Here is a 25,549-nt window from a genome sequence, read left to right as displayed (position 1 = left end):
CCGCACAGTGGTGTCATGGAGACCTTCGAGAGCCTCGTCCGGACCGAGTTCGCCCCGAAGAACACCTATCTGAACACCGCGAGCACCGGGCTGCTGCCGGTCCGCGCGGTCGATGCCATGAAGGCCGCGGTGGAATCCGTCGCGGCCGGGCGACCGCAGGACATGTTCGCCGATGTGGAGGCCGCGCGGGCGGCCTTCGGGCGGATCGTCGGGGTGCCGGACAGCCGGGTGGCGGCCGGCGCCTCGGTCGCCGTCTACAGCGGGCTGATCGCGGCCTCGCTGCCCGAGGGCGCCGAAGTGCTCACCGCCGAGGCCGACTTCGCCTCCCTCGTGCACCCCTTCCATGTGCGCGGCGACCTCAAGGTGCGCCAGGTGCCGCTGGAGCGGATCGCCGAGTCGGTGCGCCCCGGCACGGCGCTCGTCGCGGTCAGCGCCGTCCAGTCCGCCGACGGCCGGCTCGCCGACCTGGCCGCGATCCGCGAGGCCGCGCGGGCGCACGGGGCGCGTACCTACGTCGACGCGTCGCAGTCCGCCGGCTGGCTGCCGATCGAGACGGACGCGTACGACTATCTCGTCTCCGTCGCCTTCAAGTGGCTCGTCTGCCCGCGCGGCGTCACCTTCCTCGTCGTCCCGGAGGACCTCGGCGGCCTCACCCCCCTCTTCGCCGGCTGGGTCGCGGGGGAGGAGCCCTGGGACAGCTGCTACGGCCCGGTCGAGGAACTCGCCCGCTCCGCCCGCCGGTTCGACGAGAGCCCCAGCCTGTTCTCGTACGCCGGTGCCCGCCGGTCCCTCGCGCTGATCGAGGAGCTGGGCGTGGCGAACGTCCGGGATCACGATCTCGCGCTGGCCGACCGCTTCCGCGCGGGCCTCGCCGCACTGGGCCACGAGCCGGTCCCGGCGCCCGGCTCGGCGATCGTGTCGGTGCCCGGACTCGGCCGGCGGCAGGCCGAATTGAGCCGGGCGGAGGTCGAGGTCTCCGACCGCGCGGGCCATCTGAGGGCCGCCTTCCACCTGTACAACACGCCCGCCGACGTCGACCGGCTCCTGGACGTCCTGTCCGGCTGACTTCCCCGACCCACTGGCGCGGAACTTCCGGGACCCACTGGCGCGGACCGCGCGAGGACGCTAGGAAGGCATCACGAGGTGGTGGTGCCGGTGGAGCCGACGCTCGAACAGCCGTCCATCGATGTGGAGTTGCATCGGCGGCTGGTGTACGGGGACGAGTCCGCGCTGCGTGAGGCGTACGCGGCGTACGGGGGACTCGTCCGGCGGGTGGCCGTCCGGGTCACGCGCAGCCCGGCGGCCGCCGAGGACGTGGCGCAGGAGGTCTTCGCGCAGCTGTGGAGCAGGCCGTACGGCTTCGACGCGCGCCGCGGCTCGCTGCGCACCTGGCTGTCCATGCTCGCCCACCGGCGGGCCGTGGACTGGGTGCGCGGCGAGGCCCGGCACCGCAAGGACCCCCGCGCGGACGACACGGTGCTGCACGGCATCCCCGACCCCCGGCCCGGCCCGGACGAGGCGGTCGTCGACCGCGAGCGCTCCCTGCTGCTGCACACCGCCCTCGCCGAACTGCCGCGCCCCCAGCGGGAGGTGGTCCACCTCGCCTACTTCGCGGGCCGCACCTACCGCCAGGCCGCCGTCGAACTGGGCATACCCGAGGGCACCGCGAAGACCCGGCTCCGCTCGGCCCTGCGCAAGCTCGCGGAGTCCCTCGCGGATCCACCGGACCCGGCACCGGTGAGGGGCGCGTGATGGGGGCGCACGCGACCGCCCGGACCGCAGGGGTCCTGCGTATCGTGGACGGTGCAGGGCGAAAGGGCGGCGCGCGATGACCAACGACCACGACGGCGTACGGGAGCTGCTGGCCGCCTGGGCGGTCGGCGCGCTCCCACCCGGCGACGACCGGACGGTCCCCCTGCACCTGGCCGCGTGCGAGGCGTGCGCGGCGGAGGCCGAGCGACTCCGTGACACCGTACGACTGCTGGACGGCGCGCGGGGTGCCGGTGCCCCGGCGGGTGCGGCCGTGGCCGGGAGCGCGGACGGTGTCCTCGCGTCGGCCCTCCGCGCACGCCGCCCCCGCGCCGCCGCGGTCGCCCCGCACGCCGCCCCGTACGCCGCCGCCGTGGCCGGACTCCAGGCGCTGGTGCCGGAGCTGGACGGCCGCTGGGGCCTGCCGGTCGTCCACGACTGGGACGCGCACGCCACCGTCGCGCACCTCATCGCCGCCGACGAACACCTCGCCGTACGCCTCGGCGTCGACGCCCGCCCGCCCGCCTCGAACATCCCGGCGGGGACCCCCGCGGGGGACGCCTGGGACCGGCGCACCGCCGACGTCATCGCGCACGAGCACACGCGCACGCCCGGCGAGACGGTCGCCACCTGGGCCGCGCAGGCCGCCGAGCTGCTGATCACACCCGAGGCCCGCGACGCCGAACTCGCCGCCCGCCCCGCCACGGTGATGGGCCTGAGACTGCCGGTCGCCGACCACTTCGTGATCCGCGGCTTCGAGGCGTGGATCCACACGGACGACATCGGCCGCGCCCTCGGTCTCCCCGTCCCCCCGCCCGCCGACGAGCACCTGCGCACCCTGGTCCGCCTCGCCGTCCGCATCCTCGGCCCCGCCCTGCACGGCGCGCCCCCCGTCCTCGTCGACATCACCGGCCCGGCCGGCACCCACTGGGTCCTCGGCGACGAGTCCGAACCCCTCACGGCCGAACTGACCCTGGACCCCGTCGACTTCTGCCTCCTGGTCGGCGGCCGCCACACCCCGGACGAGGTACCGAGGATCGTCACCGGCGACGAACGCGCGGCCCGGACCGTACTGGAGAGGGCGGCTTCGCTGGCGTGGCTGTGACGCCGCCTGCGGCGGCCCGCCGCGCTGTGTGCAGGGGCACGGGAAGGGCCGGGCGGTCGCTCGGGGGGTAGCGACCGCCCGGCCCGGTCAGGAGACAGCCCGGTCAGGGTGACGGCGGGGTCAGGGTGACAGCCGGCTCACCGCACCGGCGTGAAGTCCCTCGCCCCGATGAACTCCGGCCGCCGTACCGGCGCCGCGAACGGTTCGACCGCCGCGTTCTCCACGCTGTTGAACACGATGAAGACGTTGCTGCGCGGGAACGGTGTGATGTTGTCGCCGGAGCCGTGCATGCAGTTGCAGTCGAACCAGGTCGCCGAACCGGCCTTGCCGGTGAACAGCTTGATGCCGTACTCGCAGGCCATGGCGGTGAGCGCCTCGTCGGAGGGGGTGCCGGCGTCCTGCATCTGCAGGGACTGCTTGTAGTTGTCCTTCGGGGTGGCCCCCGCGCAGCCGAGGAACGTCCGGTGCGAGCCGGGCATGATCATCAGCCCGCCGTTGGTGTCGAAGTTCTCGGTGAGCGCGATCGACACCGACACGGTCCGCATGTTCGGCAGCCCGTCCTCGGCGTGCCAGGTCTCGAAGTCGGAGTGCCAGTAGAAGCCGGACGCGCCGAAGCCCGGCTTCACGTTGATCCGCGACTGGTGGACGTACACGTCCGAGCCGAGGATCTGCCGGGCCCGCCCGACGACCCGCTCGTCGCGCACGAGCCGGGCGAACAGCTCGCTGATCCGGTGCACCTCGAAGACCGACCGGATCTCCCCCGACTTCGGCTCGACGATCGAGCGCTCGTCGGCACGGATCGCCGGATCGGTGACGAGCCGCTCCAACTCCCGCCGGTAGACGGCGACCTCGTCCCCCGCGATGAGCTCCTCGACGGGCAGGAAGCCGTCCCGCTCGTACGCCTGGAGGTCGGCGAGGGAGACCGGGCCGGGGGTGCCGGGGGCACCCCAGACAACCGGGTCCTGGCGCGGCGCCGACACCTCGGTGGCCCCGCGGCTCGGGTAGAGGTCGGGAACGGTGGTGGCAGTGGGCATGGTCGTGGTCATGGTGATGTCACACCTCCTCGGGTTCGGTGAGCAGGGGGTAGACGCCGTTCTCGTCGTGGTCCTCCCGGCCGGTGACGGGCGGGTTGAAGACGCAGAGGCAGCGGAAGTCCTCCTTGACGCGCAGCGTGTGCCGCTCGTGGCCGTCGAGGAGGTACATGGTCCCGGGTGTGATCGAGTAACTCCGCCCGGTCTCCTGGTCGGTGAGTTCGGCCTCGCCCTCGACGCAGACGACGGCCTCGACGTGGTTCGCGTACCACATCGACGTCTCCGTGCCGGCGTAGAGGACCGTCTCGTGGAGGGAGAAGCCGACCCTCTCCTTGGCGAGGACGATGCGTTTGCTCTCCCAGGTGCCGGACGCGGCCCTGACGTGCCGGTCGGTGCCTTCGATGTCCTTGAACGAACGGACGATCACGGTACTGCGATGCCTCCTAGGTCGGGTGTCACATGGGGCCGGGGGCCGCCGGAACGGGAGTTCAGACGGTTTCCCGTACGGCCCGGGCGAGGACGCGCAGGCCCTCGTCCAGTTCGTCGGGGGTGATGGTGAGGGCGGGCAGCAGCTTGACGACCTCGCTCTCCGGGCCGGACGTCTCGATCAGCAGCCCGAGTTCGAAGGCCCGGTGGGCCACCCGTCCCGCGCGCGCCTTCTCGTGGAACTCGATGCCCCACACCAGCCCGCGCCCCCGGTACTCCTTCACATCGGCGAGGTTCTCCTCGGTGATCGAGATCAGCGCCTGCTCCACCTGCTCACCGCGCGCCCGGGTCTGCTTCTCCATGGCGGACCCGTCCGCCCAGTACGTCTCCAGGGCGGCGGTCGCGGTGACGAAGGCCGGGTTGTTGCCGCGGAAGGTGCCGTTGTGCTCGCCGGGCTCCCAGATGTCCAGCTCCGGCTTGAACAGGCACAGCGACATCGGCAGCCCGTACCCGCTGATGGACTTGGAGACGGTCACGATGTCGGGGGTGATGCCCGCCTCCTCGAACGAGAAGAAGGCCCCCGTACGCCCGCAGCCCATCTGGATGTCGTCGACGATCAGCAGCATGTCCTGCCGCTCGCACAGCTCGGCGAGCGCGCGCAGCCACTCCGGGCGGGCGGCGTTGATGCCGCCCTCGCCCTGCACGGTCTCCACGATCACGGCGGCGGGCTTGTTGAGCCCGGAGCCCTGGTCCTCCAGCAGCCGCTCGAACCAGAGGAAGTCCGGGACCTTGCCCTCGAAGTAGTTGTCGAACGGCATCGGGGTCCCGTGCACCAGCGGGATGCCGGCCCCGGCCCGCTTGAAGGCGTTCCCGGTCACGGCCAGAGACCCGAGCGACATCCCGTGGAAGGCGTTGGTGAACGACACGATGGCCTCGCGCCCCTTCACCTTCCGCGCCAGCTTCAGCGCGGACTCCACGGCGTTGGTGCCCGTCGGCCCGGGGAACATGACCTTGTACGGGAGGTCGCGCGGCCGCAGCACCAGGTTCTGGAAGGACTCCAGGAAGGCCCGCTTCGCCGTCGTCGACATGTCGAGCCCGTGCGTGACGCCGTCCCGCTCCAGATAGTCGATCAGGGCACGTTTGAGTACGGGGTTGTTGTGGCCGTAGTTGAGTGACCCGGCGCCCGCGAAGAAGTCCAGGTACGCGTGGCCGTCCTCGTCGTACATCCGGCTGCCCTGCGCGCGGTCGAAGACGGTGGGCCAGGCGCGGCAGTAGCTGCGCACCTCGGACTCCAGGGTCTCGAAGACGCTGAGGTCGGGCTGGGTGATGGTCACGTCGAATCGCTCCTCGATGCGTGGGGGGAGGGGGAGTCGTTCTCTGGGCGGGCCGGTGCCGGGGTCCCTCAGAGGGACAGCGGGCCGATGCGGTGGAGCACCTCGGGCTGGTGCGAGCCGTCGGGGAAGTCCCCGGCCTCGAACAGGACCGTGCGCTCGATGCCGGCGTCGTGCCGTTCCGCATAGGCGGCGAACAGGCGCTCGGACGCGGTGTTGCCCGGGGTGATGGTCGTCTCGACGGTGGTCAGGGGGTGCCGTCGCGCGACCCGCGCGGTGAGCCCGTCCAGCAGAGCGCCCGCGAGGCCGCGCCCCTGGTGCGCCTCGTCGACGGCCACCTGCCACACGAGCAGGGTGTCCGGCCGCTCCGGCCGCACGTACCCGGTCACGAACCCGACGGGTTCCCCCGTCTCGTCCCGCGCCACCACCGAGGTGTCCGCGAAGTCCCGGCACCACAGCAGATAGCTGTACGAGGAGTTCAGGTCCAGGGCTCCGGAGTTCCCGGCGATGCGCCACAGCGCCGCGCCGTCCGCCACGTCCGGGCGGTCGATCCGAATCCCTTCCGCGATTTCCGTCCGTGCTTTTGGCTGTGATTTCAAGGGTGGGGTGTGCAGGTCTGCTTGTGCGGCAGTCATGCGGCTTGAATTTACCCAGGGGAATTTCGAATTGCATCGCCGCGTGGGGTTACGTGTGGAGCGCCCGTGTGTTATCACGCGGGCGTGAGTGAGTGCGTGAAAGGGGGGTTGTTTCGACGGTATTGGTCCGGAAATTACCACACAAAAAGGGCGTGCTGTGGAGTCGGTCACACATGCGTAACCCTCACGAGATCTGCTCGAATTGCATCCCGTGGTGTTCGCGAAACCTTTGCGTTTAGATGGAGGGAGAGCGGGCAGGAGAATACGGGGTCCTGCCCTGATAATCCCATTCGAATTTCCGCCCCGAAAAGCGGCCCCGAAATTCGAATGGGAGCAGGGGGATCGGGGAGCGGTCCGGCTACCCCCAGGCCTCCGCCGCCGCCCGGCGAGCCCCCTGCGGATCCACCGTCACGCCGAACCCGGCGAGCGCCGCGCCCAGCCCCGCGAGGCTGGAGTGCACGGCGCCCGGGGTCGCGTCGGGGCCGTAGTGGTTCACGCGGACCATCTCCGAGGCGAGGGCGCCGCCGCCCGCGATCAGTGGCAGGGCGGGGTCCATGGCGAGGGCCTTGGCGACCAGTTCGCAGGCGTCGACGCCGGCGGGCACCCGCAGGGTGGTGGCGACCGGTGCCGCGTCGGCCGCCTCGTGGACGTACGGCTCCAGGCCGCCGCCCAGGGCGAGCGCGCCCGCACGGGTCGCCGCGGCGGCCGAGGCGTGCCGGGACATCACCGCGTCCAGGCCGACCGCCTCGATCCGCTCCAGGCAGGCCTCCAGGCCGAGCATCTCCAACTGCGCGGGTGCGTGCGGGAGCGCGCGCCGGCCGCCGTCGATCCAGCGCTCCTTCCAGTCCAGGAGCGAGAGGTACGAGCGGCGCGGGGCCCGCGGGTTGGCCGCCATCCGCGCCCACGCCCGCTCGCTCACGGAGATCGCCGAGACCCCGGCCGGTCCGCCCATCGCCTTCTGCGCCCCGATGACGCACAGGTCGACACCCCAGGCGTCGGGCAGCACCGGCTCGGCGCCGACGGAGGCGACCGCGTCCAGGTAGAACAGGGCGCCGTGCTCGCGGACGACCTCGCCGATCTCCGCCACGGGGTTCGTGTTGCCGGTGGCCGCCTCCGCGTGCACCAGGGACACGAAGTCGATGGCCGGATGCGCGGCGAACGCCTCCCGGATCCGCGCGGCCGTGACCGCCGTGTGGAAGGGGACGGGCAGGTCGATCACGGTCGCGCCGCAGTCCCGCAGCCAGTTCCCGAAGGTCTGCCCGTACGGGCCGGTGATCACGTTCAGCGCGGTCGTACCGGGCCCGGCGGCCCCGCGGATCGCCCCCTCCAGCGGCAGCAGCGCCTCGCCCTGTGTGATCACGACGTCCTGCCCGGTGGAGAGCAGCCCGGCCACCCGGTCCTCGATCGACGCGAAGTGCGCGGCGCTCAACGGGGCGAGGTCCAGAAACGGGTGCGTCACGGGGTGCTCTCTTCACTCACGGGGTAGATGGTGTCGAGGGTACCGACGGTCTCCGAACGCCCTCATCGATGGCTACCGACCGCTACCGATGGCTTCTGAGGCCAAACGGCCCAGCGACCATCGGATTGGTTTGGGCAAGTCAAGCATCTCCTTATAATCGGATGTCACAGTTCCCCCACAGGAGGTCTCCCCGTGAACTCGGTCCTCGGACGCCGGTCCCGCATCCTGGCCGCCACCAGCGCGACGGCCGGGCTGCTGCTCGTGGCCGGTTGTTCCTCGGACGACGGCGGAAACGGCGCCGCGAAGACCGCCGCCGGTGGGGTCGAGCTCGCCAAGGCCGGTCAGCTCACCACGTGCACCCACCTCCCGTACCCGCCGTTCCAGTCGGAGATCGACGGCGAGGTGCAGGGTTTCGACGTGTCGCTGATCGACCTCGTGGCCAAGGACCTGGGCGTGAAGCAGGTGATCGTGGACACGCCGTTCGAGAACTTCAAGACGGGCGCGTTCCTGAACTCCGGCGAGTGCGACGTCGCCGCGGCCGGCATGACGATCACCGACGAGCGCAAGAAGAACGTCGACTTCTCCGACCCGTACTTCGACGCCACACAGGCCGTCCTCGCCGCCAAGAAGGCCGGCGTCGGCTCCTTCGCGGACCTCAAGGGCAAGAAGGTCGGCACCCAGGCGCAGACCACCGGTGAGGACTACGCGACGAGCCAGGGCCTCGACCCGGTCTCCTTCGAGTCCTCCGACGCCGTCCTCAACGGCCTGCGCACCGGCCAGGTCGACGCCGTCGTCATCGACTACCCGGTCGTCCAGGGCTGGCTGAAGGACAAGGCGACCGCCGACGCCTTCGAGGTCGCCGAGCAGGTCAACACCGGTGAGCAGTACGGCTTCTCGGTCAAGAAGGGCAACACCGAGCTTCTCGCCGCCATCGACAAGGCGCTCGCCGAGGCCAAGTCCGACGGGACGTACAAGAAGCTGTACGAGCAGTGGATCGGCCCGTACGACGAGAGCGCCGCCTCCGCCTCCCCGTCCGCCTCATGAGCGACCAGGACGCACCACGCGGACCCCGGCGGGACACCCCGCTCCCGCCGAAGCAGGACATACCGCTGGGCACACCGCTCCAGCCGAAGAAGAAGGGCCTGACCCGCAGCCAGAAGCGCACCCTCTCCCAGGGCGCGCAGTACGCGGTGTTCGTCGCGGCCGTGATCGCCTTCGCGGTCTCGGCCGACTGGGCCCGGCTCAAGAACCAGTTCGCGCAGGTGGACATCGCCGAGCAGATGTTCCCGGACGTCATCACGATGGCGCTGAAGAACACCGTGCTCTACACCCTGTCCGGCTTCGCCGTCGGCCTGGTGCTCGGCATGGTCATGGCGCTGATGCGACTGTCGTCGGTGGGCCCGTACCGCTGGTTCGCCGGCGTCTACATCGAGATCTTCCGCGGCCTGCCCGCCCTGCTGATCTTCATCTTCATCGGCGTGGCCGTCCCGCTCGCCTTCCCCGGCACGCAGATCCCCGGCGGCACCTACGGCAAGGTGGCCCTCGCGCTCGGGCTGGTGGCCGCCGCGTACATGGCGGAGACGATCCGGGCGGGCATCCAGGCCGTCCCCAGGGGGCAGCTGGAGGCGGCCCGTTCACTGGGGTTCTCGCCCGCCCGCGCCATGATCTCGATCATCATCCCGCAGGCGTTCAGGATCATCCTCCCGCCGCTCACCAACGAGTTGGTCCTGCTCTTCAAGGACTCCTCACTCGTCCTGTTCCTCGGCGTCACGCTGGAGGAGCGCGAACTGTCCAAGTACGGCCGCGACCTGGCCAGCACGACCGCCAACTCCACGCCGATCCTGGTCGCAGGACTGTGCTACCTGCTGGTGACCATCCCGCTCGGCTTCGTCGTGCGGCGCATGGAGGCGAAGGCCCAGGAGGCCGTGAAGTGAGCGAGAAGTCTCTCGGAGCCCTGGCCCGTGCGGAGATCGAAGTACGCGGCCTGCACAAGTCGTTCGGCGACAACGAGGTCCTGCGCGGTATCGACCTGGAGATCGGGCAGGGCGAGGTCGTCTGTGTCATCGGCCCGTCGGGCTCCGGCAAGTCGACCCTGCTGCGCTGTGTGAACCTCCTGGAGGAGCCGAGCAAGGGGCAGGTCTTCGTCGGCGGCACCGAGCTCACCGACCCGGACGTCGACATCGACGCCGTACGCCGCCGTATCGGCATGGTCTTCCAGCAGTTCAACCTCTTCCCGCACCTCACGGTGACCGAGAACCTCACCCTGCCGCAGCGCCGGGTGCTGAGGCGGGACAAGGCGCGGGCCGCGCGGGTGGCCGCCGAGAACCTGGAGCGGGTCGGTCTCTCGGAGAAGGCCGCCGCCTACCCCTCCTCCCTCTCCGGCGGCCAGCAACAGCGCGTCGCCATCGCCCGCGCCCTCGCCATGGGCCCCGAGGTCATGCTCTTCGACGAGCCGACCTCCGCCCTCGACCCGGAACTGGTGGGCGACGTCCTCGCGGTCATGCGCCGGCTCGCGAACGAGGGCATGACGATGATGGTGGTGACCCACGAGATGACCTTCGCCCGCGAGGTCGCCGACCGTGTCGTCTTCATGGACGGCGGCGTCATCGTCGAGGACGGCACCCCGGCCCAGGTCATCGGCAGTCCGCGGCACGAACGCACCCGCCACTTCCTGTCACGCCTGCTGGACCCGGCGATGGCGGAGGTGGAGGAGGGGACGCCGGACCAGGTGGGCAAGGCCGAACAGCCGGGTGACTAGGGTGCGGTCCATGAGCGATGAGCCGGTGCTGCATGTGAAGGGCCGAGTCCTGGTCGGCCCCGAGGACGTCCGTGACGAGCTGTGGGTGATCGACGGGCGGGTGTCGTACGACCGCCCGGCCGGCGCCCAGGACATCCGCACGGTGGAGGGCTGGGCCCTGCCCGGTCTGGTCGACGCCCACTGCCACGTGGGCCTCGGTGCCCACGGCCCGGTCGACCAGGACGTCGCGGAGAAGCAGGCGCTGACCGACCGCGAGGCCGGCACCCTCCTCATCCGGGACGCGGGCTCCCCCTCCGACACCCGCTGGATCGACGACCGCGACGACCTCCCGAAGATCATCCGGGCCGGCCGCCACATCGCCCGCACCCGCCGCTACATCCGGAACTTCGCCCACGAGATCGAACCGGACGAACTGGTCGCGTACGTCGCCCAGGAGGCCCGGCGCGGCGACGGCTGGGTCAAGCTGGTCGGCGACTGGATCGACCGCGACCTCGGCGACCTGTCCGCCTGCTGGCCCCGCGAGGCCGTCGAGGCGGCGATCGCGGAGGCCCATCTGCTGGGCGCGAGGGTGACGGCGCACTGCTTCGCCGAGGACTCGCTGCGCGACCTGGTGGAGGCGGGCATCGACTGCGTCGAGCACGCGACGGGCCTCACGGCCGACCTGATCCCCCTCTTCGCCGCCCGGGGTGTCGCCATCGTCCCCACCCTCGTCAACATCGCCACCTTCCCGTCCATGGCCGCCGGCGGCGAGAGCAGGTTCCCCCGCTGGTCCGCCCATATGCGCCGCCTCCACGAACGCCGCTACGACACCGTCCGCGACGCCTACGACGCCGGCATCCCGGTCTACGTCGGCACCGACGCCGGCGGCTCCCTCGCCCACGGCCTGGTCGCCGCCGAGGTCGCGGAACTGGTCACCGCCGGCATCCCACCCGTAGAGGCCCTCGCGGCGACCACCTGGAGCGCCCGCGCGTGGCTGGGCCGCCCCGGCCTGGAGGAGGGGGCGGCCGCGGACCTGGTCGTGTACGAACGGGACCCCCGCACGGATGTGCGTGTGCTGGGGGCTCCGCTGCGAGTGGTACTGAACGGGCGGGTCGTGGGGTGACAACCGCACGGCCTGCCGGCCAAGCGGCTTTGGTGAAGTCCGCTGCTGATCCTTGGAACGGCGAGTTCGGCGCGTTCATCGGTGGTCAGCCGGTCATCGCGCTCGCCGGCGTCCGCCTCGGCCTGACGGATCCAGCCGCGCAGGGCCTCCGGATGCACGCCGAGATCGACAGCAAGCTTCTTGATCTGCGGCTTCGGGTCGGAGGTGCGATACATCCGCACCGCACGCTCACGCAACTCCAACGAGTACTTTCTGGGGGCAGCCATGGTCGATGTTCCTCTCATGAGAACCATCTGACCCTCTGTCAACACACTCCGCATCTCGGGGGAACCTCAGATGCCGGTGTGGAGGGGCAGGGGGCCGAGTGCGGGTTCGGCTTCGTCGTGGTGTGGGGTCGCGGTCGCGGGAGGGGGTCCCTCGTCGGCCGGCCCCCGGGGAACCCTGGCACGGCGAAGCTGCCCGACCGACGAGGGACCCTCTCCCGCTCAGGCCCGATCCTGTCGGAGCCCGGCCCGCCACGTGGTGGGGTAGCCCTGTGGGCGGGTGTCTGCCGGATCGCCCCCGATTGATGTGCCGGCCGGGCGTACCGTGGAGCGGGAGGTGGTGACTTGATGACTACGGAGCTGGCCGACAACGTCCGCAGGTACCGGCGTCGCGCGGGTATGAGCCAGGAGGAACTGGCCCACGCCGCAGGCGTATCCCCGGGCACGGTACGCAAGGCCGAGCAGGGCGGCACTCTCCGCATGGAGACCCTGCACACTCTCGCCCGAGCCCTGGGGGTGACCACGGCCGCCTTGATGGCGTCCGATGCCCCGGAGCCCGTCGGGCGGACCGAGGAGCCGAACCGCGTCAACCTGATCCAGCTCCGCGCCGCCCTCACCCCAGCCGTCGGGCTCGTGGACGAGGACACCGAGGCCGTGGCCGAGGAACCGAACCTGCGCATCTTCCGGCGGACGCTGCAAGACGCACGGGTGTTGTACTTCTCCGACAGTTACAAGAGTGTCGCGGCTCAACTGCCGGGCCTGCTGCGTGATGCCGCACAAGCCGTCGCCTACTACGACAGCGGGGATGAGCACCGGCAGGCCCTGTTGGCCCGCGCAGAGGCGCTGCGTCTGGCCGGCACCTACCTCACCCAGGTACGGCAGTACGACATTGCGTATGCCGCTCTGCGTGGCGCCATCATGGACGCCCGTCAGGCCGGAGACATGCTTGCGGCGGGCTCCGGCGTCGGCGCCATGTGCTGGCTGCTGGTGAGGCAGGGGAGGTTGGACGAGGCGGAACAGGCCGCTGCCCGGAGCATGGACGCGGTGGAGCCGAAGATCACGGGGGCCGAGCCGGATCACTACGCGGTCTGGGGTGGCCTGGCGATGGAGGCCGCTGCCGCAGCCGCGAGGAACAACCGTCCCGACGAGGCGAAGGAGTATCGTCAGGCCGCCCGGGTCGCGGCAACCGCTGTTGGGACGGCGCATCGCAACATCTCCCGGCACTGGTCCGTCTTCGGGCCGGTCACCGTCGCGGTCAAGGCACTTGAAGACTCCATGGTCATCGGCGACGCCCGCGCGGTGGTACGCAAGGCGGGCGAGCAGGAGGAGTTGTCGCCCAAGGCATGGAAGCGCTTGGGCCGGCCTAGCCCCAACGACGGGAACCGCTTCACCCTCGAAGTGGCGCGCGCACACACCCGGACCGGCGACCTGTCCGCCGCCATGGACGAGTTGACCCGGGCCCGGGAAGCCGCCCCGCAGTGGCTGCGGCACCAGAACGGGGCCGCCGAGACCATGCAGGAGATCCTGCGCAAGCGCAAGCGCACCCTCACGACGGAGATGCGCGAAATGGCCGACTACCTGAGCGTTGCCGGGTAGCTGCCACGCAGCGTGGCAGTTCGTGAACCAAGAGTCGCGAACTGCCATGGCTCCTGCCTGGGGTGACGGTCAGTCAGTGCCTACGGTCGGTGTGTCCACCGTCAGTGACCCAGGCCGGGGGTGCCCAGTGAGCCAGCCCAGGAGCGATGCCGACCGCATGCGCCGCAGAGAGCTGTACGACGCCCGTCGGGTGGGGGAGGTCCCCGCTTGCTGCCGGGGACCAGCCCGGAGGGGAAGCCCTGCTACCTGAGCACCGATGGCCGGGGCTACCTCTCCACCCTCGCCGACAGCATCGAGACGGTACAGCTCGGCATGGGCCAGGAACTGTTGGAGTACGCCCGCGACGCCACGGCACCCGGAATGAAAACCCTGTCGGCGACCGAATACCGCTGGCTGGCCCGCCGGTTGGCAGAAGCTCTGAGGGACGCGCTCAGGATCGCGGATTCACGCGGACAGCGCATCCCGGATCAGGAAGAGGCGACCGAAGATGCCTGACTCTCCGAACGCCGGCGCACCAGTACGCAATGCCTCTCGGGGGCGCTACCGCTTCCGTGAGTATCACGTGACCACCGTCCCAGACCCCCTGGCGCTGCCGACCATCGAGGCGGTCTGCGTCACCGGCGAAGAGCGCAACTGCGGTGCCACGTCAGGCACGCTGCATACCCCGGACGAGCTGACCCGCTGGATCGCCGGACACAGTGCCCAGAGCGGCCACGAACTGTACGAGCAGACCGTCCGCGCCCTCGTCCGCGCCGAGCCCGGCGCATGGCAGTAGGGTCCCCTTGCGCCGACACCAGGCCAGCGGCAACGCGACCGTGCGGCCCGACCCACTGACGGCAGTAGCGACGGCAACACCAGCAGATCGACCTGACCACCCTCTACTACAACGGCACGGTCGGCTCCATGCAGGACGGCTTCGGCGCCTACCTCCCCAAGTACCGCGAGAGCAAAGGCAAGCTGACCCCGGCCGCCGCCCTCCCGTACAGCGTCGGCGGAGAGCCCGGCGGGATCGTCGGCGCCCGCCGCTCCTTCGGCCACACCGTCCTGAAGAAGGCGAAGAAGGAACGGATCGAACTGCTGCTGCGCGTCCTCGGCCACCTCGCCGCGCCCTTCGGCAGCGAGGAGTGGGAACTCGTCCACTACGGCGTCGAGGGCACCCACTTCACCCGCGGCCAGGACAGCTCCCCGCAGGCCACCAAGCTCGGCGAGGTCGAGAACAACACCAACCTGCCGCTGAAGTACCTCGCCGAGGGCCCCCAGGTGCTGTTCGTGCCCGGTATGCCGGACGCCGTACGGGGCCCTGCACACCTGGCAGCGGAGAACCGTGCCGCACGCCATCCGCAACGCCTCCTTCGGCCTCCAGTCCGCCACGAAGAACTCCCAGGGCACCACCCTCAAGGCCCTCCTCGACGACACGGTCACCGGCATCGTCGCCGGCCGCCTCCCCCTCTCCGAGTGGGACGCCACCGTAAAGAAGTGGCGGCAGCGTGGCGGCGACAGAATGGCCGAGGAGTTCGCGAAGGACTACGCGGCCAACACGTGACGTACGTGGAGCGCCGTCGGCGGAACAGGAGTCGCGGGGGATGAGGAACGACATGACGGGCAAGGGACGGGTCACGATCCGCGAGGTCGCCGAGCGGGCGGGCGTGTCGATGGCGACCGCGTCCCGCGCCCTCAGCGGCAACCATCCGGTGCCGACGGCGACCCGGGCCCGCGTCCTGCGCGCCGCCCGCGACCTCGACTACGTCGCCAACGCGCACGCCCGCGCCCTGGTCGGCGGGGGCCGCAAGATGGCCGCGGTCGTCGTCCGCCAGGTCACCAGCCCCTTCTACGCCCAGGTCGCCGAGGGCGTGGAGGCGGAGGCCGCCGACCGGGGATGGCTGTGCGTGGTCGGCGCCACGGGCGGGGATCCGCAGCGCGAGATGGAGTTCGTGCAGTTGATGCGGGAGGAGGGGGCGCGGTTGGTGATCCTGGTCGGCGGGGTCGTCGAGGACGACGCGTACCGCTCCCGCGTGGCCCACTACGCGCAGGCCCTCGACGCGGCCGGGGCCCGGCTGGTGCTGTGCGGGCGGCCCGCTCCGGGGCCCGAAGTCCCGGCGCTCGTCGTGGAGTTCGACAACGAGGCGGGGGCCCGGGCGATCACCGGGCATCTGCTGTCCGCCGGGCATCGGCGGATCGTCTTCCTCGGGGGACTGCCGGGGAACACGGCGCTCGACGCCCGGGTCGCGGGGTACCGGGCGGCGCTGGCCGAGCATGGGGTGCCTCCGGAGGCCGCGCGGGTGGTCGACTGCGGGCTGGGGCGTCCTGCGGGGTTGCGGGCGATGACCGAACTCCTCAAGGAGACGCGGGAGTTCACGGCGGTGTTCGCCGGGGACGACATGGTGGCGGCGGGGGTGCTGCGGGCTGTCGCCGACGCGGGGTTGCGTGTCCCCGAGGACATTTCCGTCGTCGGCTACAACGACATTCCGCTGGCCGAGGACTTCGATCCGCCGCTCACCACGGTGCGGACTCCTGCGGAGGAGTTGGGGCGGGCCGCTGTTCGGATCGCGCTGCGCGATCCCGAACACGCGGCCGGTACACGTCACTTGCTGGGGACGCACATCGTTGTGCGGCGGAGTGTGGCTTCGCCCAATGGGGTGCCGGACAGGTCGGTGGGCGGCCGCGGGTGAGTCGTGGCTTGTCGCGCAGTTCCCCGCGCCCCTGAAGGGGCGCCCTGGTCAGGCCCTGATGACAAAGTGCGCCAACTGACGGATGGAGGACTCAACCCCGTATGACCGCGCCGCATGTGTCGCTGCCGGACGATCCGACGCATCCCCTTCCGGCCCCCGACCACACTCTCTCCCCGGTCACCGGCTGGACCCGCGCCCACTGGGAGGCCGTCGCCGACCGGCTTCTCGACGGGCTGGTGCCGTACGCCACCCCGGGCCTCGCCCAGTACCGGCTGCCCGGACCGCCCAGTCACTCCGGCCCCTGGTCGGACGGTCTCGAAGGGTACGCGCGCTCGTTCCTTCTCGCCGCCTTCCGTATCGCCGGTTCGCGGGGCCGGGTGAGCCCCGCCCTCATCGAGCGGTACGCCGCCGGGCTCGCCGCCGGTACCGATCCGCATCATCCGGAGCACTGGCCGCCCATCACCGACCGGGCGCAGCCCATGGTGGAGGCCGCGTCCGTGGCCATCGCGCTGCACGAGTCCCGGGCATGGCTGTGGAATCACCTCTGCGACCGGGTACGCCAACGGGTCGTCGACTGGCTCGGCGGGTTCGTCGGCGCGGATGTCAACGACTCCAACTGGCGGCTCTTCCAGGTGATCACCGAAGAGTTCCTGGCCTCCGTCGGCGCCCCGCACAGCCGCGCCGAGATCGAGGCCGGGCTCGCGCGGCTGGACGACTGGTACCGGGGCGGCGGCTGGTACACCGACGGTGACGGCCGGAAGTTCGACTACTACAACGGCTGGGCGCTGCACCTGTATCCGGTGCTGTGGGCGCGGATCGCGGGACCGGGGGCGGACCAGGAACTGGTGGCCCGGCATCGCGGGCGGCTGCGTGAATTCCTCGGGGTCCACCAGCACTTCTTCGGTTCCGACGGCGCACCGGTGCATCAGGGCCGCTCGCTCACCTACCGCTTCGCGACCACCGCCCCGCTGTGGGCGGGTGCCCTCGCCGACGCCACACCCCTGCCGCCGGGCCGCACCCGCCGGCTCGCCTCCGGCGCCCTGAAGCACTTCGCGGACCGGGGCGTGCCCGACGAGCGGGGCCTGCTCACACTGGGCTGGTACCGGCCCTACCTCCCCGTCACCCAGCGCTACTCGGGCCCCGCCTCCCCGTACTGGGCGAGCAAGGCCTTCCTCGGGCTGCTCCTGCCCGAGGACCACCCCGTGTGGACGACGCCGGAGGAGCCCGCGCCCGTCGACACGGCCGACACCACCCTGGCCCTGCCCGGCCCCGGCTGGCTGCTGCACTCCACCGCCGCCGACGGGCTCGTACGGCTCGTCAACCACGGCAGCGACCGGTTGCCGCCGCCGCCCGCCACCGCCGACGACAGCCCGCACTACGCCCGGTTCGCGTACTCCAGTGCCACGGCACCTCAGACGCCGGGCCCCGACAACCACCTCGCCCTGCTCGCCCTCGACGGCACGCCCTCCCCGCGTGGCCGCATCCATCCCCTGGGTGCCGAGGGCCGCCGCGCCGCCTCCCGCCACGGCGGCCCCGGGCGCGGCATCGAGACGGTCAGCGTGGTGCACGGCCCGTGGGAGGTCAGGGTGCACCGCGTCGACGCCCCGCCCGGCACTCCCGTACGGGAAGGCGGCTGGGCCGTGGCCGACGATGCCGGGCCGCCCGAGGGCGCGTCGGGCCCGGGCTGGGCGCTGGCCCGCCGTGCGGACGGCCTGACCAGCGCGATCGTCGGCCTGTACGGCTGGGGCGACACCGAGGGCACCGTCGCGCACGCCACCGGCGCCGACGCCGTGGGACACCACTCGGCGACCCCCTGCCTCGAACAGGCCACCGCGGCACGCCTGTTGGTCACCCTCGTCATGCTCAGCGGCGACCCGCACGCCTCGCACACAGGGCGTACGGGCGCCGGCGCGACGGTCGGCGCCGACGGAAACGTGGACATCCACTTCCCGGACGGCACCCGGGACCAGGTGCGGTGGGACGAGCTGCCGTACACGTCGGAGGGGCCGACGCTCCCTTAGGGGCAGTGGCCCAAGGAACAATTTCGGGGAACCCGCGAACTCCCTAACTTGGTTGTGCACCGCACGTCCGTCCCAACCGTCCGTGCCATCACAGGGAGACATCCGTGCTCAACCGTTCCCCCCTCTTCCGCAGACTGTCGAACCTGGCGGTCGCGGGGGCCGCCATGCTCGCCGTTCTCGCTCCGGCGGGTGCCGCGTCCGCCAGCAGCAACGCCGCCGTGGCCAAGAAGACCCAGGCCGCGGTCGCGGAGCAGGACACCACGGCCACCGCCGCCGTGAAGCTCCGCAAGCTCTACGACGTCAGCTTCTACGTGAAGCCGAACAACGCCAGGTTCATCGGGAAGCCCTGGAAGCCCAGCGAGGCGATCAGAGAGCTGAAGAAGTGCTTCAACTGCACGTTCCCTGTCAAGGGCGCGCCGAAGAAGTACCCCGCGGAGAACCAGCGGATCAACCTGAAGGCCTGCGCGACCTTCTTCGTCTGCAAGAACGCCCCCGTGCGCTACCACAAGGGCAAGGACAAGTACGGCTGGTACTTCACCGCGGAGAAGGGCCACTTCGACGGCGCGGGCTCCAAGGTCTACTTCAACTTCATCAACGAGAAGAAGACCGGCTACCTGAAGATCCACGTCTGGGCCTACGTCGCGAAGCCGACCGTCAACGACAGCCTCAACAAGCGGTTCGCCACGAGCAAGTGGCAGGAGTTCGCGCACAAGATGGGCGTGAAGATCAACTGCAACCACGACCCGCGTTGCTGAAGCCCGGCAGCCGTAGCACCTGAATCATCCGACCCGCGTGGTCTCACCGGCGGACCGCTGAGCCCTCTCCGCTCAGCGGTCCGCCAGTGTCATGGCCTGGTCCAGCGCCTGGAGGAAACCGTTGACCGTCGTCCGGTCACGGACCGCCAGGCGCAGCCATTCCTCGTCCAGGCCCGGGAAGGTGTCGCCGCGCCGGACGGCGAAGCCGAGGCTGCGCAGATGCCGGCGTACGGCCGTCGCGCGGGGGAGCCGGACCAGTACGAAGGGGCCCTCGGCGGGCTCGGCCACGACGAGGCCGTCGGGGGCGAACTCCTGGAGCCCGGCGACCAGATGGGCGCGATCGGCGGCGACGAGGTCGGCCGCGCCGGCCGCCTCCGCCAGGGCCCGCGGCGACATACACGCCTCGGCCGCCGCGAGGGCGGGCGTGGACACCGGCCACAGAGGCTGCGCCCGCTCCAGCTCGGCGATCGTCCCGGGGGCGGCGAGAACGTAGCCGATCCGCAGACCGGCCAGCCCCCATGTCTTGGTGAGGCTGCGCAGCACGACGAGGCCGGGCACGTCCGTCCGCCCGGCCAGCGCCTCGCGCTCACCCGGCACCGCGTCCATGAACGCCTCGTCGACCACCAACGTCCGCCCCGGCCGGGCCAGTTCGGCGATCGACGCCGCCGGGTGCAGCACCGACGTCGGGTTGGTCGGGTTGCCGATGACGACCAGGTCGGCGTCCTCGGGCACGGCCGCCGGGTCCAGCCGGAAACCGTCCGACTCCCGCAGCAGGACCCGGTCCACGGTGTGCCCGGCGTCCCGCAGCGCGGCCTCCGGTTCCGTGAACTGCGGGTGCACGACGACGGACTGACGGACTTTCAGGGCGCGCGCGAGCAGCACGAAGGCCTCGGCGGCGCCCGCCGTGAGCAGCACCCGTTCGACCGGCAGACCGTGCCGGTCGGCCACCGCCGCCCGGGCGGCCCGCCCGTCGGGGTAGGCGGCCAGCCCGGTCAGCGACTCGGCGATCCGCTCCCGCAGCCAGGCGGGAGGCGTGTCCGCGCGGACGTTCACGGCGAGATCGATCAGCCTCGCCCCGTCGTCCCGCACCTCGGCGTCGCCGTGATGCCGCAGGTCGTGACCGCCCGCGGTGCCCGGTCCGGTGCTCTCCGGGCCGGCGGTCCCTGGTCCAGTGGTCCCTGGTTCAGTGTGCATGGGAGGGCGTGTGCTCCCCGTGGTGATGGTGGTGCCCGTGGCCGTGGTGGTGCCCGTCGTCGTCCGGGTGGAAGTGCGGCTGCTGCGGCAGCCCCACCTTGTCCTCGAAGCCGGGCAGGGCGATGCGGTAGACACAGGAGTCGCAGTTCATCCGCAGATCCCCCTCCAGCGCTTCCCGGTACCGCTCCATGACCAGATCGAGCAACTCCGGTTCAGGTCCGATGACATCGGCCGACCGTACCTCGATCTCCGGATGCGCGGCGGCCCAGCCCTCGGTCTGCTGCCGCACCCGGTCCGGCAGGATGCCGGTGAACAGGAAGTACGGCAGCACGACGATCCGCTTCGCGCCCAGCTTCACGCACCGGTCGAGGCCGCTCGGCACGTCCGGCGCCGCCAGCGACACGAACGCCGTCTCCACGCCCGCGTACCCGCGCCCCTCCCACAGCAGCCGGGCCGCCTTGTGCACCTCGGCGTTGGCGTCGGGATCGGTGGACCCCCGCCCGACGAGCAGCACGGTCACCTCGGCCCGGTCGTCCGGCCTGCGCCCGCCGCCCTCCTCCAGCGCCTCGTCCAGCCGCCGCTCCAGGACGGCGAGCAGCGCGGGGTGCGGGCCCAGCGGACGGCCGTAGGTGTACGAGATCCCCGCGTGCCGCTCCTTCTCGCGGGCCAGCGCCGCCGGGATGTCCCCCTTGGCGTGCCCGGCGGACACCAGCATCAGCGGGACGGCCGCGAACCGCCGCACCCCCCGCTCCACCAGCTCGGCCACGGCCTCGCCCAGCGGCGGCGGGGACAGCTCGATGAAGCCGCCCGCGACGGGCAGTTCGGGGTGGCGGCGCCCCAGCTCCCGCACGAAGTCGCGGAACGCCTCGGCGCCGGCGTCGTCCCGGGTGCCATGTCCGGCGATGAGCAGGGCGGGCGGCGGGGTGGTCACGATTTCTCCTCGGAGTATGAATCGGAGTCTGAAACAGGGTGGTAGAGCAGGGCGTTGAGCGCGGCGGCGGCCACCGCGGACCCGCCCTTCTCGGACACGTTGCTGACAGCGGGCAGCCCGCTCTCGCGCAACGCGGCCTTGGACTCGGCCGCGCCGACGAAACCGACGGGCAGACCGATGACGAGCGCCGGCGCGGCGTCCAGCGTGAGCAGCTCTTCGAGCGCGGTCGGCGCACAGCCGATCACCCACAACGCCCCCGGCCCGACCTGCTCGTACGCCAGCCGGATCGCATGCGCGGAACGGGTCAGCCCCGGCCCGGACACGGCGTCCTTCAGCCGGCAGACGGTCTCGCGGCGGGTGATGCCCGCCGCCACCATCTCCACGTCGACGACGACCGGCGCCCCGGCGTGCAGCACGGCGTGCGCCTTCGCCAGCGCGCCCTCGTCCGTGACGAGGTCGTCCGCGTACTCCAGATCGGCGGCGGAGTGGATGACCCGTTCCACGACCGCCCTGGTCAGCGGCGCGAAGTGCGAGGTGTCGAGGCGGGCGCGCAGCCGCCGGAAGGACTCCTGCTCGATGGGGTGGACCACACGGTTCACCGGGCGCCCTCGTGTCCCGCGGCGGAGCCGCTCGTCGCTGCGGCCTCCTGCCAGCGGTAGCCCCGCGGTGTCACCATGCGCCCCGCGATCTCACGGGTCGCGGTGTTGCCCACGGTCACGACGGTCATCATGTCGACCGTCGCCGGATCGAGCGAGGCCAGGGTCGTCAGCCGGCTCGACCCGTCCGGCCGGGAGGCGTTGCGTACGACACCGACCGGCGTCGTCGGCTCCCGGTGCCCGGCCAGGATGGAGAGGGCCTTCGGCAGCTGCCAGTCCCGGCCCCGGCTGCGCGGGTTGTAGAACGTCACCACGATGTCCGCCTCGGCGGCGGCCCGCACCCGCCGCTCGATGATCTCCCACGGTGTGTGCAGGTCGGAGAGGCTGATCGACACATGGTCGTGCCCGAGCGGCGCACCGAGGATCGCGGCGGCGGCGAGCGCGGCGGTCACCCCGGGCACACCGATCACGTCGATGTCGTCGGAGGCCTCGGCGAGCGCGGGCGACGCCATCGCGTACACCCCGGCGTCCCCGCTCCCGATCAGCGCGACGGCCTGACCCTTCCGGGCCTCCGCCACCGCCGTCCGCGCCCGCTCCTCCTCCGCGCCGAGCCCGGACTCCAGGACGCGGGTGCCGGGCCGGAGCAGATCGCGGATCTGGTCCACGTACTGGTCGAGGCCCACCAGCACGGATGCGCCCCGGAGTTCGGCCCTGGCACGCGGCGTCAGCAGGTCACGGGCGCCGGGGCCGAGCCCCACCACCGCGAGCCGCCCGCGCGCCGGCCGCCGCACCACCGCACAGGTCGCCATCGCCGGCCGCCCGTCCGCCCGCTCCGACTTCCGCTTGGGAACGAGGAGTTCACCGCCGCGCACCAGCGCGGCCGCCTCCGCCACCGAGGGGGTGCCCACGGCGGCGAGGGGCGCGTCGGAGGGGTTGGGGACCTCGACCGCCGCCAACTCCTCGGCGGAGTGGGTGACCAGGGGCACGCCCAGACGCGCGGCGGCCTCGACGATGCCGGGTTCGCCGGCCTTGGCGTCCACGGTGGCCAGCTCGGCGAGGGACCTGGCGGAGAGACCGGCGTCGGCGAGGGCGCTCCCGATCAGCCCGAGCACTTCGTCGACGGGGGCGCCCTTGGAGGCACCCACACCGACGACGAGGGAGGGCGGACGCAGGACGACCCGGCCTTCACCGGCGTCGAGCAGCCGGTCGGTCACGTGGATGACGGGCCGCCCGCTCCGCTCCGAGTGATCACCGCGCACGTTCGACACGTTCGACACGCACGACACGTTCGGGGGCAACGCGGGCAGCGGCCAGCCGAGTTCCAGGTCCAGCTCCACCGCCGTACCGTCGAGGACCGCCCGGGAGACCCCGGCGACATCGCCCTCCACCGGGAACCCGAGCGTGTCGAGACCGGGCACCTCCACCGCGTCCGTGGCCGTGGTCACCACCGGCTCCGCACCGAGCAACTCACCCACCTCACGGGCGAGTTCATTGGCGCCGCCCGCGTGCCCGCCGACCAGCGACACGGCGAACCGCCCGCCCTCGTCGACGCACACCACACCCGGGTCGGACGCCTTGTCCGCCAGCAGCGGCACGAGCAGCCGTACCGTCGCCCCCGTCGCGAGGAAGCACACCAACTGCTCGCACTCCCCGAACGCGCGCCGCACGGCATCCCGTACGGGCCCTTCGTACACACGTGTCCGCTCGGGCCAGGCCGAGGCGAGCCGCTGGGCGGCCACCGCGCCCGCCGCGGTCGCGGAGATCAGGCCGATCACCGGTCAACTCCTTCACTGTGCGCCGGAGGCCGCACGCCCCACAGCAGAAAAACGGGATTGACGGCCGCCAGCCGGGTCACGTCCCCCGGCAGCGGGGCCAGCCGGGACGCCTGCAGCAGTACGCCGTCACAGGTCAGCCCGGCCGCGATCAGTGCCGCCCGGACCGCCGGGACCCGGTCGAGCGCGGCCAGGGCGACCACCACGGTCCGCCGGGCGCGCCGTGCGCAGGCGGTGACGATGGCGGGCAGTTCGCGCCCCCCGCCGCCGATGAACACCGCGTCCGGGTCGCCCGGCAGAGCGGACAGCGCGTCCGGCGCCGCACCGTGCACCACATGGACGTCGACGCCGTGCGCGGCGGCGTTGGCGCGGACACGTGCCACTGCGTCGGCCGACTTCTCGACCGCGGTGACGGCCGCGCCGAACCGCGCGCACTCCACAGCGACCGAGCCGGAGCCCGCGCCGACGTCCCAGACCAGCTCGCCGGGCCGCGGCCCGAGCCGGGCGAGCGCCAGCGCCCGCACCTCGAACTTGGTGATCATCGAGTCGCGATGGGTGAACTCGCCCTCGTCCAGGGCCCATCGGCCGGGCCCCGACGGGCCTGCGGCAACGGTACGCACGGGGGACAGGGTCCGCTCCTCGTCCAGGCACAGCACGACGCTCACCGCCGCACCCCAGTCCCGCCCGGCGGCCTCGGCCGGTGTCACCCGCTCCACGCGCTCCCGCTCCGGGTCGCCCAGCGCGGACGCCACGACGAGCACCCGCCGGGCCTCCGCCGCCACGAGCCCCGCCCCCAGCTCGGCCGGCCCCGCACCCGGCCCGGTCAGCACCGCCACCTTCGGCCGGGCCCGGCACACGTTCAGCGCCGTCCGCGGCTCACGCCCGTGCGCACTCACCACCACCGCGTCGTCCCAGGTCAGCCCCAGCCGGGCGAACGCGGTGGCGACGGACGACACCCCCGGCCGTACGTCCAGCGCCGCCGCCCCGAACCGCTCGGCCAGCGCCCGTACGATCCCGAAGAACCCGGGATCGCCGGAAGCCAGGACGACGACGCGCCCAGCCCCGTCCTGCCGCTCCTCGTCCCCCTCGGCGTACTTCTCGATCGCGTCGAGGGCGGGTGCCAGCGGCCCCAGGACGACCCGCTCGGCGCTCTCCGGCAGCCGCGCCGCCTCCAGATGGCGCCGGCCGCCCACGACGAGCGCCGCCTCGGCCAGTACGGCCTCGGCGTCCGGGGGGAGGGGCGCCCCCGTGCCCGTACCGATGACGGTGATCACGGAGCCGCGCCCTCTCCCCGGACCTTGCTCCGCGCATCGCCACGCGCCTCACGCACGGCCTCCCGCAGGGCCTTGCGCGCGGCCGGGTCGGCCTTGCGGTACCCGTGGAAGTGGCCCGGGTGGTACAGATGCGAGCGGGTGCCGCTGGCGTCGAGGGCCGGGCCGACCAGGAACAGCGTGTGCTTCCACAGCTTGTGCTCCTTGACGGTCTCCTCCAGCGTCTCGATCGTGCACCGCACGACCAGCTCCTCCGGCCAGGTCGCCTGGTACGCCACCACGACCGGCGTCGACGTCGGATAGCCGCCCTCCAGCAGCTCCCGCACCAACTGCCCGCTGCGCGCGGCGGACAGGAAGACCGCCATGGTCGTACCGTGGCGCGCGAACTCCCGCACCTCCTCACCGGGCGGCATGGGCGTCTTGCCACCGCCCAGCCGGGTCAGGATCACGGACTGCGCGACCTCGGGAATCGTCAACTCGCGCTGCGCGAGCGCCGCGACGGCCGAGAACGCGGACACACCGGGGATCACCTCGGTGGCGATCCCCATCTCCCGGCACCGGTCCAGCTGCTCCTGCGTACCGCCCCACAGCGCCGGGTCACCGGAGTGGATACGGGCGACCTTCAGTCCCTCCGCGACGGCCCGCTCGTACACGGCGACGACGTCCTCCAGGGACATGGCCGCCGAGTCGAGGACCTCCGCGCCCTCCCGTGCGTGGTCCAGGACCTCCGCCTGCACCAGGCTGGCCGCCCAGATCACGACATCGGCCTCCGCGATCGCGCGCGCGGCCCGGAACGTCAGCAGATCGGCGGCGCCGGGCCCGGCACCGACGAAGGTCACCTTGGGGGTCATATCTCCTCTTCCGGGAGTGCGGCGCCCTGACGGG

Annotated in this window: 25 protein-coding genes and 1 pseudogene; 14 read left to right on the top strand and 12 right to left on the bottom strand. The window is 72.1% G+C overall.

Features of this window, described 5'->3' with window-relative positions:
* Positions 1–15: 15 nt before the first annotated feature.
* From I8N67_RS05100 to I8N67_RS05090, 3 genes are all read left to right on the top strand, one after another.
* On the top strand, positions 16–1,065 hold the full coding sequence (locus I8N67_RS05100) for an aminotransferase class V-fold PLP-dependent enzyme (protein ID WP_200301361.1): 1,050 nt from the start codon (positions 16–18) through the stop codon (positions 1,063–1,065).
* A gap of 78 nt (positions 1,066–1,143) precedes the next feature.
* Entirely contained in the window at positions 1,144–1,752 is a 609-nt protein-coding gene (locus I8N67_RS05095; protein WP_200301360.1) for an RNA polymerase sigma factor, read from the top strand.
* Between the two features lie 76 nt (positions 1,753–1,828).
* Complete coding sequence (locus I8N67_RS05090; protein WP_200301359.1) at positions 1,829–2,854, top strand: maleylpyruvate isomerase family mycothiol-dependent enzyme; 1,026 nt, start codon at positions 1,829–1,831, stop codon at positions 2,852–2,854.
* Between the two features lie 137 nt (positions 2,855–2,991).
* On the opposite strand, the gene thpD is transcribed toward I8N67_RS05090, so the two are convergent.
* The 5 genes from thpD to I8N67_RS05065 form a co-directional block, all read right to left on the bottom strand.
* A complete protein-coding gene (gene thpD, locus I8N67_RS05085) occupies positions 2,992–3,888 on the bottom strand; it encodes an ectoine hydroxylase (protein WP_200301439.1) in 897 nt (298 codons plus the stop codon).
* A gap of 19 nt (positions 3,889–3,907) precedes the next feature.
* Positions 3,908–4,312, bottom strand: coding sequence for an ectoine synthase (locus I8N67_RS05080; protein WP_200301358.1), 405 nt, complete (start codon positions 4,310–4,312; stop codon positions 3,908–3,910).
* Between the two features lie 61 nt (positions 4,313–4,373).
* Positions 4,374–5,645 carry a diaminobutyrate--2-oxoglutarate transaminase gene (gene ectB, locus I8N67_RS05075; protein ID WP_200301357.1) on the bottom strand — a complete coding sequence of 424 codons (1,272 nt, stop codon included), beginning with the start codon at positions 5,643–5,645 and terminating at the stop codon, positions 4,374–4,376.
* A 68-nt stretch (positions 5,646–5,713) separates the two neighbouring features.
* On the bottom strand, positions 5,714–6,277 hold the full coding sequence (gene ectA, locus I8N67_RS05070; RefSeq protein WP_234045084.1) for a diaminobutyrate acetyltransferase: 564 nt from the start codon (positions 6,275–6,277) through the stop codon (positions 5,714–5,716).
* 358 nt (positions 6,278–6,635) lie between these two features.
* A complete protein-coding gene (locus I8N67_RS05065) occupies positions 6,636–7,736 on the bottom strand; it encodes a pyridoxal-phosphate-dependent aminotransferase family protein (protein ID WP_200301355.1) in 1,101 nt (366 codons plus the stop codon).
* A 192-nt stretch (positions 7,737–7,928) separates the two neighbouring features.
* Here I8N67_RS05065 and I8N67_RS05060 point away from each other — a divergent pair, with 192 nt between their 5' ends.
* The 4 genes from I8N67_RS05060 to I8N67_RS05045 are packed head-to-tail and all read left to right on the top strand — an operon-like array spanning position 7,929 to position 11,596.
* Positions 7,929–8,780, top strand: a complete 852-nt coding sequence (locus tag I8N67_RS05060) for an ABC transporter substrate-binding protein (protein ID WP_200301354.1) — start codon at positions 7,929–7,931, stop codon at positions 8,778–8,780.
* The gene (locus I8N67_RS05055) at positions 8,777–9,670 is read left to right on the top strand and encodes an amino acid ABC transporter permease (protein WP_234045083.1); all 894 of its coding nucleotides are present in this window, start codon (positions 8,777–8,779) and stop codon (positions 9,668–9,670) included. Before I8N67_RS05060 ends, I8N67_RS05055 begins: the two co-directional genes overlap by 4 nt.
* Positions 9,671–9,690: 20 nt before the next feature.
* Entirely contained in the window at positions 9,691–10,494 is an 804-nt protein-coding gene (locus I8N67_RS05050) for an amino acid ABC transporter ATP-binding protein (RefSeq protein ID WP_200301437.1), read from the top strand.
* Between the two features lie 10 nt (positions 10,495–10,504).
* Positions 10,505–11,596, top strand: a complete 1,092-nt coding sequence (locus I8N67_RS05045; protein ID WP_200301353.1) for an amidohydrolase family protein — start codon at positions 10,505–10,507, stop codon at positions 11,594–11,596.
* A 77-nt stretch (positions 11,597–11,673) separates the two neighbouring features.
* Here I8N67_RS05045 and I8N67_RS44500 read toward each other — a convergent pair.
* Positions 11,674–11,862 (bottom strand): annotated as a pseudogene (locus I8N67_RS44500) (transposase); the annotation flags it as partial.
* 345 nt (positions 11,863–12,207) lie between these two features.
* Between I8N67_RS44500 and I8N67_RS05040 the strand changes: the two are divergent.
* The 7 genes from I8N67_RS05040 (at position 12,208) to I8N67_RS05010 (ending at position 18,900) form a co-directional block, all read left to right on the top strand.
* Positions 12,208–13,455, top strand: coding sequence for a helix-turn-helix domain-containing protein (locus tag I8N67_RS05040; RefSeq protein ID WP_200301352.1), 1,248 nt, complete (start codon positions 12,208–12,210; stop codon positions 13,453–13,455).
* Between the two features lie 207 nt (positions 13,456–13,662).
* Positions 13,663–13,950 carry a hypothetical protein gene (locus I8N67_RS05035; protein WP_234045082.1) on the top strand — a complete coding sequence of 96 codons (288 nt, stop codon included), beginning with the start codon at positions 13,663–13,665 and terminating at the stop codon, positions 13,948–13,950.
* Positions 13,943–14,230, top strand: coding sequence for a DUF7848 domain-containing protein (locus tag I8N67_RS05030; RefSeq protein ID WP_443729039.1), 288 nt, complete (start codon positions 13,943–13,945; stop codon positions 14,228–14,230). Before I8N67_RS05035 ends, I8N67_RS05030 begins: the two co-directional genes overlap by 8 nt.
* 128 nt (positions 14,231–14,358) lie before the next feature.
* Positions 14,359–15,042 carry a hypothetical protein gene (locus I8N67_RS05025; RefSeq protein ID WP_234045080.1) on the top strand — a complete coding sequence of 228 codons (684 nt, stop codon included), beginning with the start codon at positions 14,359–14,361 and terminating at the stop codon, positions 15,040–15,042.
* On the top strand, positions 15,039–16,124 hold the full coding sequence (locus I8N67_RS05020; protein WP_372443635.1) for a LacI family DNA-binding transcriptional regulator: 1,086 nt from the start codon (positions 15,039–15,041) through the stop codon (positions 16,122–16,124). The genes I8N67_RS05025 and I8N67_RS05020 overlap by 4 nt, the downstream gene beginning before the upstream one ends.
* Before the next feature lie 101 nt (positions 16,125–16,225).
* The gene (locus I8N67_RS05015; RefSeq protein WP_200301350.1) at positions 16,226–18,145 is read left to right on the top strand and encodes a DUF2264 domain-containing protein; all 1,920 of its coding nucleotides are present in this window, start codon (positions 16,226–16,228) and stop codon (positions 18,143–18,145) included.
* A gap of 104 nt (positions 18,146–18,249) precedes the next feature.
* The gene (locus I8N67_RS05010) at positions 18,250–18,900 is read left to right on the top strand and encodes a hypothetical protein (protein WP_200301349.1); all 651 of its coding nucleotides are present in this window, start codon (positions 18,250–18,252) and stop codon (positions 18,898–18,900) included.
* A gap of 72 nt (positions 18,901–18,972) precedes the next feature.
* Here I8N67_RS05010 and cobC read toward each other — a convergent pair whose 3' ends face one another.
* The 6 genes from cobC to cobM are packed head-to-tail and all read right to left on the bottom strand — an operon-like array spanning position 18,973 to position 25,515.
* Complete coding sequence (gene cobC, locus I8N67_RS05005) at positions 18,973–20,094, bottom strand: Rv2231c family histidinol phosphate aminotransferase CobC (RefSeq protein WP_200301348.1); 1,122 nt, start codon at positions 20,092–20,094, stop codon at positions 18,973–18,975.
* A complete protein-coding gene (locus I8N67_RS05000; RefSeq protein ID WP_200301347.1) occupies positions 20,084–21,025 on the bottom strand; it encodes a sirohydrochlorin chelatase in 942 nt (313 codons plus the stop codon). The genes cobC and I8N67_RS05000 overlap by 11 nt, the downstream gene beginning before the upstream one ends.
* Positions 21,022–21,624 carry a precorrin-8X methylmutase gene (locus I8N67_RS04995; protein WP_200301346.1) on the bottom strand — a complete coding sequence of 201 codons (603 nt, stop codon included), beginning with the start codon at positions 21,622–21,624 and terminating at the stop codon, positions 21,022–21,024. The genes I8N67_RS05000 and I8N67_RS04995 overlap by 4 nt, the downstream gene beginning before the upstream one ends.
* Positions 21,621–23,396 carry a precorrin-3B C(17)-methyltransferase gene (gene cobJ / locus I8N67_RS04990; protein ID WP_200301345.1) on the bottom strand — a complete coding sequence of 592 codons (1,776 nt, stop codon included), beginning with the start codon at positions 23,394–23,396 and terminating at the stop codon, positions 21,621–21,623. The genes I8N67_RS04995 and cobJ overlap by 4 nt, the downstream gene beginning before the upstream one ends.
* Positions 23,393–24,667 (bottom strand): precorrin-6y C5,15-methyltransferase (decarboxylating) subunit CbiE, encoded by a 1,275-nt coding sequence (gene cbiE / locus I8N67_RS04985; RefSeq protein ID WP_200301344.1) that lies wholly within the window; start codon positions 24,665–24,667, stop codon positions 23,393–23,395. Before cbiE ends, cobJ begins: the two co-directional genes overlap by 4 nt.
* Positions 24,664–25,515 carry a precorrin-4 C(11)-methyltransferase gene (gene cobM, locus I8N67_RS04980; protein WP_200301343.1) on the bottom strand — a complete coding sequence of 284 codons (852 nt, stop codon included), beginning with the start codon at positions 25,513–25,515 and terminating at the stop codon, positions 24,664–24,666. The genes cbiE and cobM overlap by 4 nt, the downstream gene beginning before the upstream one ends.
* Positions 25,516–25,549 lie beyond the last annotated feature (34 nt).

The organism is Streptomyces adelaidensis, assembly GCF_016598475.1.
Lineage (GTDB): Bacteria > Actinomycetota > Actinomycetes > Streptomycetales > Streptomycetaceae > Streptomyces > Streptomyces adelaidensis.
Note: the sequence above shows the minus strand (reverse complement) of the source record. Positions and strands in the feature narration are given on the sequence as shown.